The following is an 11,272-nucleotide window of genomic DNA, read 5'->3' as shown; positions in this document are numbered from 1 at the left end:
AAACCAGCTATTATTAAAGGTAGTGATGAAAAAGTTACAGGAGAGGTTGGTTGGTTAATTAGTTGAGCAGTGGAAGAGGTTAAGATACAAGAAACTAACTAATCAACTAATAGTGGAATACTCTTTGTATAGCATAATACATGGAGTTGTTAAACGTGCTAGAGCAGATTGATGAGGAAGCGAAAATAATAGAAACCGTTAATCGTGCAGGATATAAAGCCTGGATGCCTAAACGAATAGTTTTTACACCCGACGCCTTAGATGAGCCTTACGGTCAGGAAATACTGAAACGTGCCGAAAGTCTCAACTTAAACATAGATTTAGTTAAAAACAACCGGATAACTGGTTTGCGTGGTGCTACAGACCGCGAAACTTATAAAATAGCCAAAAATACTTTAGCTGTTGTTAACGCACCCAAAAGCGCCTTTAACTTGAGGCCCATCCCGCCCTCGGCCGATTGGCAGTTTCATTTAGCCGAAGGTTGCCCGGCGCATTGCCAATACTGTTATCTGGCCGGTAGTTTACAAGGGCCGCCAACCATCAGGGTGTTTGCCAATCTTCCGGCAATTTTAGAAAACACAATTAAATATGAGCGGCTTAATCAGATTACCTCCTATGAGGCAAGTTGCTATACCGATCCTCTCAGTCTTGAACACATCACCGGCGGTCTTGCTAAAACTATCGAGTTTTTCGGCAGCCGACCGATGAGTCATCTACGTTTTGTGACGAAGTTTGATGCGGTAAACTCATTAATCAATCTTAACCACAACGGCCGTACACGTTTTAGATGCAGTTTAAATGCTGATGCGGTGGCAAGGCGATTAGAAGGCGGCACGCCCGGTGTAAAAGCGCGTATACAGGCGTTACGGCAAATGGCCCTGCCTAAGGCGCAGGGCGGAGGCGGTTACCCAATTGGTGTGGTGCTGGCACCCATTATGCCCATTCCTAACTGGGAAGAAGCTTATATAGATTTATTTGAAGAACTGCAGCAGGCCTTGAACTTTCAAACCGACTTGACCTTTGAGTTAATTACACACCGTTTTACACTGGGGTCTAAAGATATATTGATGAGTTGGTACCCTAACACCAGTTTAGATATGGAAGAAAGTACGCGCTCAACTAAGCGTAACAAATTTGGCGGTATAAAATATGTGTATACCCGCGAGCAGATGACTTATATGAAAAGTTTTTTTGAGCAGCAGATACAGCAGCGGTTTCCACAAAGCAAAACTTTGTACTGGACGTAACAGTCAATTTCAGTTTCACCTGTAAAGCAGAACGCCTTACTCTAATTAAACAGAGTAAGGCGTTTTTATGATGTCTTTAGTCGATGCTTGTCGCGTTATTATACCAAATCCAATACCTTACTGGTACGCTCACGTGTTTGCACGGCCAGTTCGGTATTTTTAGATAATGACTGTCCGTAAGACGGAATCATGTGTTTTAATTTTTCTTTCCATTCAGGGGTTTGTGCCTGCGCTTTAAAGCAGCGTTCAATGAGCTGTATCATGATAGATACAGAGGTTGAAGCGCCAGGAGATGCACCCAATAAGGCTGCAATGCTACCGTCAGCAGCGGTTACCACTTCGGTACCAAACTCAAGCACACCGCCACGTTTAGGGTCTTTTTTAATTACCTGCACGCGCTGGCCTGCAATATCTAAATCCCAATCTTCTTTTTTAGCGTTCGGGAAATAGTCACGCAAGGCAGCCAAACGGTCATCCTCAGATTGTGTAACCTGGCTAATCAAATACTTGGTAAGCGGAATATTATCAATACCGGCCTTCATCATCGGGAAGATGTTGCTTGGCTTAATAGAGGTAAACAAATCCAGCAATGAGCCTTGTTTTAAGAAACGGGTAGAAAAGCCTGCATACGGGCCGAACAATAAAGCTCGTTTGCCATTAATCATCCGGGTATCCAAGTGAGGTACCGACATAGGCGGCGAACCTACCGAGGCTTTACCATACACTTTAGCCTGGTGCTGGTCAATCACCTGTGGATTATGGCAAACCAGCCACTGGCCGCTTACCGGGAAACCACCAAAGCCTTTGCTTTCTGGTATGTCCGATTTTTGCAGTAAGTGCAGTGCACCGCCGCCGGCGCCAACAAACACAAACTTTGCATTAAGCTTCCGCTTGGCACCAGTGGCCAGGTCTTTCACACGTACGCCCCAGTTTTGGTCTTTAGCGCGTGTTAAATCGCGCACTTCGTGCTGCAGGTGCAGGCTAACACCAGGCTGCTGTTTCAGATAGTTAAACAGGCTGTTGGTTAAGGCGCCAAAGTTTACGTCGGTACCTAAATCCATACGGTTGGCCGATACTTTTTCGTTCGGGTCGCGGCCTTCCATCACCAGCGGTATCCAGCTTTTTAATTTTGCAGCATCATCCGAGTACTGCATATCTTTAAAAAAGTGGTGTTTTACCAGTGCCTCGTAACGTTTCTTTAGGTAAGAGACGTTGCTCTCGCCCCAAACAAAACTCATGTGTGGCACCGGGTAAATAAAGGATTTTGGCGATTTAATAATCTGTGATTCAATCAAGAATGACCAAAACTCCTTTGAAACCTCAAATTGCTCAGCAATCTTAATAGCTTTTGAAATATCTACCGAGCCATCCTGCAACTGCGGCGTGTAGTTTAATTCGCAAAATGCAGAGTGCCCCGTACCGGCGTTGTTCATCGCGTCCGAGCTTTCGGCCGCCATTACGTCCAGCCTTTCAAATATTTCAATGGTGAGATCGGGCTGCAGTTCTTTTAGCATGATGCCCAATGTGGCGCTCATAATGCCGGCGCCAATTAGTACCACATCAGTTGCAGATTTCTGAGTATTTTCGGTGTTAGTCATTTTTAATTTGAACGGTGCAAATGTATGCGCAATTTACGTTGTACTTCATTAAAATGGTGAGTTAATTTGATTTAAATCATAAAATTTACAAAAAAAATAACTTAACATTATTAAAATTTATAAATAGCCACAAAACAACCCACTGTGGTTCTGTTAGTAATAGTTTTTGCAAATATTTGTTTGCCCTTTAAACAGCCATTAATGTAATAGGCTACGCTTCAGGCAGTGGTTTTACCTACTCGAAGCAGTACCGGGAATGTGATTTGCCGTTCCATTGGTTTACCCCAGGCTTCTATTAGTTCATCTTTAATCAGGTTTACCGGATTAGTGCCGTTCTGTTTCTGGTAATGCTTCACGGCCGACCATGTTTCGAGATACCCGATTAAATGCTGAACTGTCCAGTGCTGATTAATTGTGAATTGCGGAAAAGTCAATTCCTCAAACGGAAAAGGAATTGTTTGATAATTTTCATCAATATACCTGCGCTCTGTATCCCAAAAAGGGCCGATAATGTTACTGTATAATTTGTTTACTACCGCATCAACTTTTGGCGTAATGCTAATTACGCCGTATCCCATTACTGCCAGCACACCACCAGGCTTCAGCGTACGTTTAACCTCGGCGTAAAACTCGTTAAACTTAAACCAATGAATGGCTTGGGCCACTACAATTAAATCGAAGCTGTTAGCGGTAAAATTGGTTTGTTCGGCCGGTTGTTTGGAGTAAGTTATGTTTGGCAGTTGTACCGCGTTATCCAGTTGCTGCTGGCTAATGTCGGTGCCGTAAACCTGCTTAAAATACGTAGCTAACTGTCCGGCAACCTGCCCGTTGCCTGTACCGCAATCCCAGGCGTTTTCCCGGTGCAAAACCTGCGACAGTAGGAACGCAAACAGCCCATCAGGATAAGTCGGTCTAAACTTAGCATATAAATCAGACCGGGTCGAAAAATTATCTTTCATAATAAAAATGGCTTCTTTTAAAATCTGTGTTACAGCAATCGGTTGGATCGCTTATTTAAATTAATCAAGGTGTTAGCAAATATATTTCGTTGTATGATTTATTTTGTTTTAACTTAGTGTACAACCAATTAAACCTAATGAACACAAAAATTTTTAATGCTATTGTACTCTGTATTTGCGGAGTGCTCTTCTGCCTCATTGCAGCAGATGTTAACGGTAAGTGGAGGGGAGTTATTGATTATAACGGCCGGGATGTATCCGTAAGTTACCAATTTAAGACAGAAGGCAGCAAGGTAACCGGCACTGCCGAAACGCCTGTAGGTGTTGTACCTATTGAGCAGGGTAAACTTGAGAAAGATATGCTCACTTTTAAAGCGGATCTTAACGGCGAAACCGTTACCCATGTGGGTAGGGTATCTGCCGACTCCATTAACCTCAAAATCAATTACCAGGGCCTTGACTATAATATGGTCTTGAAACGGGATAAAGGCTTATAAAACTCATTTAAACAACAATGGCTTTCAGTATTCTGAAAGCCATTGTTGTTTTATTTAGAAGCATTAGAGCCTTTGTTGATAAAGATTGTTGATTTAACCACCTGGTTAAGCAGGTAAACAAACACCGGTGCAGCCAGCACGTCAATAGTGTAATGTATGTGTTGTACCAGTAAAAGGCATCCCACTATTATTGTAGCCAGTACAGCCAATATCCGGTCTGACTTTTTAGGCAAACAAAAATACATAGCTACCAGGGTAGATGTATGACCCGAGTAAAACAAATCTTTAGTGATGATTGAGTGCCCGTAAAATACGCCGGTTAAAGGGTCAACCAGTTCGAGCCAACCGGCAGGCGGTGCCAGCGGAACCAGGGTAATAGTTAACAAACGGGTGAGGCATATTAAACTGTATAGCCAAATATAGCGTACATACACACCAGGAGTTTGAATAGCCCTAACGAGCGTAAGCAAACCCATACTCCATATAATTAAGAATATAAACAACGATACGTTGTGCGCAGGGATGCGCGACAATACAAAATCGTGTATTTGTATGCCCGGCCTTAACTCAATGTGTTTAAAGAAAAATGGCATGGCCGACAGGATGACCGCAACCACAGCCGAACCCGTAAGCATCAGCGTGCGTTGTGATACAGAGCCCCAGGCGGCTTTCCAGTTTTTTTTAAAAGATACAGATTCGCTTCGGTTCACCGTTTAAAATAAAAATAGGATTGCAAAAGTAATGCTTTAGTTTAATATGTTAAATCATTTTAATGTGATTATTAATAAACTGTTAGAGCCTAAAAACTGTACCATTTATTACACTACTTTTGCACCCGAAATATTTATACCATGAAATACAAGCTCGGCGATTTTGTTCGCTTTGTTGAAGAGAAGAGGGAAGGTTACGTTACCCGCATTTTCGATGAGGAGATGATAGGCGTAACCGGTGATGATGATTTTGAGATTCCGGTATTGGCCAGTAAGGTAACTACTGTACATGGCCATCATTCGTCGGCACAAACAGGTGCTGGGCAGGCTACCGCTATGCCGGTTGTTGATGCATCAGCTTTTAAAAGCAATGGTGTTTATTTGGGTGTGCTAAGTGATGCCCGGGCAGCATCGGTAGTGCATTTTAACGTAATTAATGATACTTCGTACCAGCTACTCATTACGCTGACTACCGAAAAACAACAATTTAAAGGAGAGTATGCCGGTATTATTAATCCGGGATCGGCAGCAGCTATTTACTCCGCTCAACTGGCTGATTTACAGTTATGGCCTAAATTTAACATTCAGGTTTTGTTTTTTACCGCACAGGATATAAAACCGCAGCCACCGCTAACTTTTAGCGAGAAATTTAAGGCTAAAGATTTTGCCGATGCCAAAAAACCGTTACCGGTAATTAAACAGCAGGGCTGGCTCATCCGGCTCGACCAACCCGAAGTGGTTATAAACGCCGAAAAGCTGAAAGAAAGCTTTTTTAAGCCTGCAGCCGAAAAGCAACAGGTAGATAAACCTCAAAAAGAAGTAGACCTGCATATTGAAAAACTGCGGGACGACTACCAGTTTATTAATAGTGCCGAAATTTTACGCCTACAGCTCGATCATTTTAAAAAGGCTCTGGATGCCGCCATTGTACACCAACTGCCCGAAATTACTTTTATACACGGTGCAGGTAACGGCATTTTAAAACACGAACTGCACAAGCAATTAAGCAAGCATCATAAAGTACAAACCTTTATGGATGCCCGTAAAGAAAAATTTGGTTACGGCGCCACTAAAGTAATTTTAAAGTAGTTCTATATTTGCACCTTTTAAACCACAGCGGGTTGGCAAACAGGCTAATCATTTCTGTCAGAATAAGCTAAACATCCGGCCAGCCTGTCACAAGCAGCAGCGGCCATTAATAATTTATGAAGAGAGTTGTTATTACCGGCATGGGCGTAGTCTCATCGTTGGGAAATGATTTAAATACCTTTTGGGACAATATTAAAAATGGCAGGAGCGGGGCAAGACCCATCAGCCGTTTTAATGCAGAAAAGTTTAAAACGCAATTCGCAGCGCAAATGCCCGACGATTTTAGCGTTTTGCAATACCTGGACCGTAACGAAATTAAGCGCAATGACCTATATACCCAGTATGCACTCATTGCGGCCGACCAAGCCATTAAAGAATCAGGTTTTGATATCGCTGGCATGTCGCCTTATGATGTGGGCGTAATATTTGGCTCGGCGCAGGGCGGTATGCAAACCTTTGAGGAGCAGGTAGAAGAGTACGCTGCCAAAGGCGAACCGCATTTTAACCCGTTTTTTATCCCTAAAACGCTGGTAAACATGGCCGCCGGATTAATTTCTATCAAATACGGTTTGATGGGGGTAAACTTTACCACGGTTACAGCCTGTGCCAGTGCTAACAGCGCTATGATGGATGCCCTGAATTACATCCGTTGGGGCAAAGCCAAAATTATTATTACCGGTGGTGCCGATGCGCCTATCACACCAGCTTCCATGGGTGGTTACAATGCGCTCAAAGCACTATCTACCCGTAACAGCGACCCGCAGGCGGCTTCACGCCCGTTTGATGTGGAGCGCGACGGTTTTATGATGGGCGAAGGTGCCGGTGTGTTGGTGCTGGAAGAATATGAGCATGCCGTACAACGCGGCGCTACCATTTATGCCGAAGTTGCCGGAGCCGCCATGACCGGTGATGCCTACCATATTACGGCTACCCATCCCGAAGGCAAAGGGGCCATAAAAGCCATGGAACTGGCCTTGCAGGATGCAGGCTTAAACCACCATGAAGTTGATTATCTGAACGCCCATGCCACGTCAACCCCGGTGGGCGACATCAGCGAAGCTAAAGCCATTTACGCGGCTTTTGGTGATAGTAAACGTTTATCGGTAAGCGCAACCAAATCCATGACGGGCCATTTACTGGGCGCGGCAGGTGCCATCGAGGCTATCATCTCGGTAAAAGCGGTGATGAACGGTGTTGTGCCGCCTACCATCAATACCCGCCAACTTGATCCGCAAATTCCTGAGGGACTAAACATTATAACCGGACAAGCACAGGAAAAGCCTGTTGATGTAGCTTTGAGCAATACATTCGGCTTTGGTGGTCACAACGCGGTGGTGGTGTTTAAAAAAGTTTAAAACGCTTAAAATACAAAGCCCCAGTTTAACTTTATAACCCTGGGGCTTTTGTATTATATGGCTCTTTTTAGCAGCAGGTCTGTTTGCCGGTCGGTGCCCAACATAAAATCGTGGCTGCCGCAGTGGGTAAAGCCAAGGCTCTCATAAAGTTTAATGGCCCGCAGGTTGTGCTCCCAAACGCCCAGCCATATAAAGTCAACTTTTTTATCTGCAGCTTTATCAAATGCAAAGTTTAGCATTTGCCTGCCCAGTTTTTTGTTTTGATGTTTAGCCAGTACATACAGCCGTTCAATCTCCAGGCTGTTATCTTGCTTATACTCATTTTGCGCTTCGCCGGTGTTTATTTTTATAAAGCCGGCCACTTCACCATCCAGCATCGCAAAGTAAAATTCGGCGCCGGGCGCTCGCAGTTCTGCTGATAGCTTTTGATGGCTGAAAGATGACGCAGCATAAGCCTCCATATCATCAGCGTTATTTAAATAATAAAAAGCTGCAAAAAATGTTTCGCGGCTGATCGTGCTTAGCATTGCTATATCAGCCTCGGTTACTTTTACCATATTAATAGCTGGTGTCATGGCGGCAAAGGTAACACAAAGCGTTATTCAAATTGTGCCTGCAGGCGTTCCAGCCGTTCAATCAGGTAGCTCACTTTTTTCTCTTCGCGCTCAATAAAACGGCTCCTTAAATAAAAAGTGGTAAACAACACAGTGAGGATGCAAAAGCTGTAATATACAATGCGAAACACGATAGGCTTGTTCTCAAACACCTCAATGGTATACAATGATATGCCCAATGAAATCATCACGGCAAATACATAATAGAATCTTCCGTTTAAGTAAGCCCTGCGTTTTTGGTACTCTTTTAAGTCGTTTAGATAAGCAGCCGGGTTGAGGGTAACATCGTGTTTATGGATAGTGCGGTAATCGCCTATTTGTAAAATAAGATAGGCTATCATGCCAAACAACAATACAAACAAACCAATATAGCTCATGCGTTGCTCAAACACGGCAAAAAGCGTTAAGCCCGCCGTAAAGGCGATGGCTACGATGGTGGCAATAATACTGTAATAAACCTGTATCCCCAGTTTGTTAATTCCCTTTTTTACCTGTTTCAGCACATCATCTACCGAAAGCCGGGGTTGCTTTGGTTGTTCTTGCCAAACCGATAGCAGGTGTTCAAAGTCTTTCATAATGATTATATAAATCGGTTAGCTTCTGTTTTATACGATAAATCTTTACACGTAGATTTCCTTCGGAGATACCCGAAATTTCGGCAATCTCCGGATAAGGCACTTCATCAAGCACCATGGTAATAATAATCCTTTCTGATTCTTCGAGCTTGGCTATACACTTATATAGCAAGGCTACTTGTTCGTTTTTTTCTGATAGTTCTTCTTTACGGGTTTCGGCCAGGTAGGGCGTCAGTTCTTCTTTGGCCTGTCGCTTTTCCGACCGCAAATAGGTTAAACAGGTATTTACTGCAATACGGTATATCCAGGTCGAAATCATGGCCGTATTACGAAACTTGTTCAGGTTTTGCCAAACCTTCACAAAGGTTTCCTGGAGCAGGTCGTGGGCCGCGTCTTCGTCTCCGGTGTAACCGTAACAAAGGCGGAAAATTTTTTTTGAGTTCGATTCAAATATCTGCCTGAAGGCAGCATCTTTATCAGCCACTGATGTAGTATTAAGTTGTATGGTTTAGATGTGCCGAAGGTGTAGTTTGTTACACATAATCGTGTTTATTTATCCAGGTCATGGTTTCGGCAGCGCGGGTAACCAGTTTTTCATAATCAGTCCGGTAATCAAACTGCAGGTCTTCGTGCAGCGCACTAATCATTTTTCCAGCTTTTTCCAGCTGTTTGCTTAGCAACTGCCGTAAGGGTTTGTAAGTAATCTTTTTTTCGATGCGGTTTAAATATTGCTCACAAAAATGCATCAGCAGGTCAATCTCCGCCGGTTTGGATGCCATAAACTTGGCGTGTTTAGCAACCAGTTTTAAAATTTTGCGCAGCAACTTAGCCTGGTAATAACTATGGTTAGGCAGCGTTTTGTAAAGGTCTTCTACTTCCTCTTTAATGCCCTGGATGTATCCTGCTTCGTTACCCGCTTCAAAAAGCAGGTAAGATAATAGCTCTTTGTTCTCCTTTTTGTATTTAGCCAGGCGCAGGCACAAATCAGTTAACTGACTGCTGCTCATATGCTGTAACTCTTTTTTTACCGACTGTAAATTATAGGTATTTATCCCCATCCCTCTACTTAAATTTTAGCAAAATAGTAATAAGTTGTAGTTTAGCTGTTTAATCCGTTTCATGAAACAAAGTAAACTTACCCTTTTTATTTTTATTGCACTGGTGGCCGGCGTTATTACTGGTTACCTGTACAACGTTTACGTCATAAACCAATATAACAGCGAAATTACCGCTGCCGATGCCAAAGTTAAAACTATTGACACACGCCTGGTGCAGTTAACCGATACTACGGTTACTGAGTATGCCGGTTTGAAAAAAGAACGTATTGCCGTAGTAAAGGCCCGTAAAGAAAGTGACACCACCCGCGAAGATAAACTGGTAGGTTTTAGCATACTAAGTGATATATTTTTACGCCTTATTAAAATGATTGTGGCCCCGCTGGTGTTTACTACGCTGGTGGTAGGCGTGGCTAAGGTGGGCGATGTAAAGGCGGTTGGCCGCATTGGCGGCAAAACTATGGTGTGGTTTTTAAGTGCCACGCTGGTTTCGTTATTATTGGGTATGGTGCTGGTTAATTTTTTTAAACCAGGCGAATCGATGCATATACCATTGCCAGATAGTCATTTAAGTAGTGGTATACAAAAAGCTGCTTTATCCCTGCGTGATTTTATTACACACGTGTTTCCGAAAAGCTTTTTTGAGGCCATGGCTAACAATGAGATTTTACAGATTGTAGTGTTTGCCTTGTTTTTTGGTATAGCCACCGCTGCCATAGGCGAAAAAGGTGAAATTGTAGTAAAGGCCATGGATGCCTTTGCACACGTTATTTTAAAGGTTACCAGCTACGTAATGCTGGCTGCGCCTTTAGCGGTGTTTGGTGCTATTACCGCTGTAGTAGCGCGGCAGGGCTTGGGTATTCTGTCTACCTATGCCATCTTTATAGGCGAGTTTTATTTTTCGTTGATTGTACTTTGGCTGGTTATAATACTAGCTGGTTTCTTTGTTTTGCGTACCCGGGTGTTTAACCTGGTTAACCGTATTAAAGATGCCATGCTAATTGCCTTTAGTACATCAACCAGCGAGGCGGCCTATCCGCGCATACTGATGGAGTTGGAGCGCTTTGGCTGTAACAACAAGATTGTAAGCTTTGTACTGCCCTTGGGTTATTCTTTTAACCTGGACGGCTCTATGATGTACATGACCTTCGCATCACTGTTTTTGGCTCAGTCATACGGTATCCACTTAGCTTTTGGTCAGCAGTTATCTATGCTGCTGGTACTTATGCTAACCAGTAAGGGCATTGCTGGTGTACCGCGTGCCTCATTAGTAGTTATTGCCGGAACCATTGCCATGTTTAACATCCCCGAAGCAGGTTTAGCGCTGTTAATTGGTATTGACCCATTACTGGATATGGGCCGCTCGGCTACCAACGTGTTAGGTAATGCTATGGCTACTGCTGTGGTAAGCAAGTGGGAAGGAGAGCTGAAAGGCAATGAAAGTGGTTTGTATTAACGAACTTTTTATCATGCTTTAATTTGTTCGTTCGTTTTTAATATGGCAAAAGTGAAACATTAAAATTTTCGAAAACTGTTACTTTTGTGCTTAAAATATTCACTCATCCACTCATTC

Annotated in this window: 12 protein-coding genes; 5 read left to right on the top strand and 7 right to left on the bottom strand. The window is 43.3% G+C overall.

Going from position 1 to position 11,272, the window contains the following annotated elements:
* The first annotated feature begins 140 nt into the window (after window positions 1-140).
* Window positions 141-1,247, top strand: coding sequence for a spore photoproduct lyase family protein (locus tag AAGR14_RS15090; protein WP_342645063.1), 1,107 nt, complete (start codon window positions 141-143; stop codon window positions 1,245-1,247).
* A 98-nt stretch (window positions 1,248-1,345) separates the two neighbouring features.
* On the opposite strand, the gene AAGR14_RS15085 is transcribed toward AAGR14_RS15090, so the two are convergent.
* Entirely contained in the window at window positions 1,346-2,845 is a 1,500-nt protein-coding gene (locus AAGR14_RS15085; protein ID WP_342645062.1) for a malate:quinone oxidoreductase, read from the bottom strand.
* A 218-nt stretch (window positions 2,846-3,063) separates the two neighbouring features.
* Window positions 3,064-3,804 carry a class I SAM-dependent methyltransferase gene (locus AAGR14_RS15080; RefSeq protein ID WP_342645061.1) on the bottom strand — a complete coding sequence of 247 codons (741 nt, stop codon included), beginning with the start codon at window positions 3,802-3,804 and terminating at the stop codon, window positions 3,064-3,066.
* Window positions 3,805-3,941: 137 nt separating this feature from the next.
* Here AAGR14_RS15080 and AAGR14_RS15075 point away from each other — a divergent pair, with 137 nt between their 5' ends.
* On the top strand, window positions 3,942-4,301 hold the full coding sequence (locus AAGR14_RS15075) for a hypothetical protein (RefSeq protein WP_342645060.1): 360 nt from the start codon (window positions 3,942-3,944) through the stop codon (window positions 4,299-4,301).
* 50 nt (window positions 4,302-4,351) lie between these two features.
* On the opposite strand, the gene AAGR14_RS15070 is transcribed toward AAGR14_RS15075, so the two are convergent.
* On the bottom strand, window positions 4,352-5,011 hold the full coding sequence (locus AAGR14_RS15070; protein WP_342645059.1) for a phosphatase PAP2-related protein: 660 nt from the start codon (window positions 5,009-5,011) through the stop codon (window positions 4,352-4,354).
* Between the two features lie 141 nt (window positions 5,012-5,152).
* Between AAGR14_RS15070 and AAGR14_RS15065 the strand changes: the two genes are divergently transcribed.
* A complete protein-coding gene (locus tag AAGR14_RS15065) occupies window positions 5,153-6,100 on the top strand; it encodes a Smr/MutS family protein (protein ID WP_342645058.1) in 948 nt (315 codons plus the stop codon).
* Between the two features lie 116 nt (window positions 6,101-6,216).
* The gene (gene fabF / locus AAGR14_RS15060) at window positions 6,217-7,455 is read left to right on the top strand and encodes a beta-ketoacyl-ACP synthase II (protein WP_342645057.1); all 1,239 of its coding nucleotides are present in this window, start codon (window positions 6,217-6,219) and stop codon (window positions 7,453-7,455) included.
* Window positions 7,456-7,508: 53 nt separating this feature from the next.
* Here fabF and AAGR14_RS15055 read toward each other — a convergent pair whose 3' ends face one another.
* From AAGR14_RS15055 to AAGR14_RS15040, 4 genes are read right to left on the bottom strand one after another with little or no spacing between them, the layout of a single operon-like run.
* The gene (locus AAGR14_RS15055; protein ID WP_342645056.1) at window positions 7,509-8,030 is read right to left on the bottom strand and encodes a GNAT family N-acetyltransferase; all 522 of its coding nucleotides are present in this window, start codon (window positions 8,028-8,030) and stop codon (window positions 7,509-7,511) included.
* Between the two features lie 23 nt (window positions 8,031-8,053).
* Complete coding sequence (locus AAGR14_RS15050; RefSeq protein WP_342645055.1) at window positions 8,054-8,644, bottom strand: hypothetical protein; 591 nt, start codon at window positions 8,642-8,644, stop codon at window positions 8,054-8,056.
* Window positions 8,631-9,128, bottom strand: a complete 498-nt coding sequence (locus tag AAGR14_RS15045) for an RNA polymerase sigma factor (protein WP_342645054.1) — start codon at window positions 9,126-9,128, stop codon at window positions 8,631-8,633. The genes AAGR14_RS15050 and AAGR14_RS15045 overlap by 14 nt, the downstream gene beginning before the upstream one ends.
* Window positions 9,129-9,177: 49 nt before the next feature.
* Window positions 9,178-9,702, bottom strand: a complete 525-nt coding sequence (locus AAGR14_RS15040; protein ID WP_342645053.1) for a hypothetical protein — start codon at window positions 9,700-9,702, stop codon at window positions 9,178-9,180.
* A 61-nt stretch (window positions 9,703-9,763) separates the two neighbouring features.
* Here AAGR14_RS15040 and AAGR14_RS15035 point away from each other — a divergent pair, with 61 nt between their 5' ends.
* A complete protein-coding gene (locus AAGR14_RS15035; protein WP_342645052.1) occupies window positions 9,764-11,155 on the top strand; it encodes a dicarboxylate/amino acid:cation symporter in 1,392 nt (463 codons plus the stop codon).
* Window positions 11,156-11,272 lie beyond the last annotated feature (117 nt).

This window comes from Mucilaginibacter sp. CSA2-8R (assembly GCF_038806765.1).
GTDB lineage: Bacteria > Bacteroidota > Bacteroidia > Sphingobacteriales > Sphingobacteriaceae > Mucilaginibacter.
This window is presented reverse-complemented; position numbering and strand designations above follow the sequence as displayed.

What these genes read in the sequence shown, in the direction of transcription:
- AAGR14_RS15090 (WP_342645063.1), top strand. Translation starts at nt 141, where the DNA reads ATGGAGTTGTTAAACGTGCTAGAGCAGATTGATGAGGAAGCGAAAATA.
- AAGR14_RS15085 (WP_342645062.1), bottom strand. Translation starts at nt 2,845, where the DNA reads ATGACTAACACCGAAAATACTCAGAAATCTGCAACTGATGTGGTACTA.
- AAGR14_RS15080 (WP_342645061.1), bottom strand. Translation starts at nt 3,804, where the DNA reads ATGAAAGATAATTTTTCGACCCGGTCTGATTTATATGCTAAGTTTAGA.
- AAGR14_RS15075 (WP_342645060.1), top strand. Translation starts at nt 3,942, where the DNA reads ATGAACACAAAAATTTTTAATGCTATTGTACTCTGTATTTGCGGAGTG.
- AAGR14_RS15065 (WP_342645058.1), top strand. Translation starts at nt 5,153, where the DNA reads ATGAAATACAAGCTCGGCGATTTTGTTCGCTTTGTTGAAGAGAAGAGG.
- fabF (WP_342645057.1), top strand. Translation starts at nt 6,217, where the DNA reads ATGAAGAGAGTTGTTATTACCGGCATGGGCGTAGTCTCATCGTTGGGA.
- AAGR14_RS15055 (WP_342645056.1), bottom strand. Translation starts at nt 8,030, where the DNA reads ATGACACCAGCTATTAATATGGTAAAAGTAACCGAGGCTGATATAGCA.
- AAGR14_RS15050 (WP_342645055.1), bottom strand. Translation starts at nt 8,644, where the DNA reads ATGAAAGACTTTGAACACCTGCTATCGGTTTGGCAAGAACAACCAAAG.
- AAGR14_RS15040 (WP_342645053.1), bottom strand. Translation starts at nt 9,702, where the DNA reads ATGGGGATAAATACCTATAATTTACAGTCGGTAAAAAAAGAGTTACAG.
- AAGR14_RS15035 (WP_342645052.1), top strand. Translation starts at nt 9,764, where the DNA reads ATGAAACAAAGTAAACTTACCCTTTTTATTTTTATTGCACTGGTGGCC.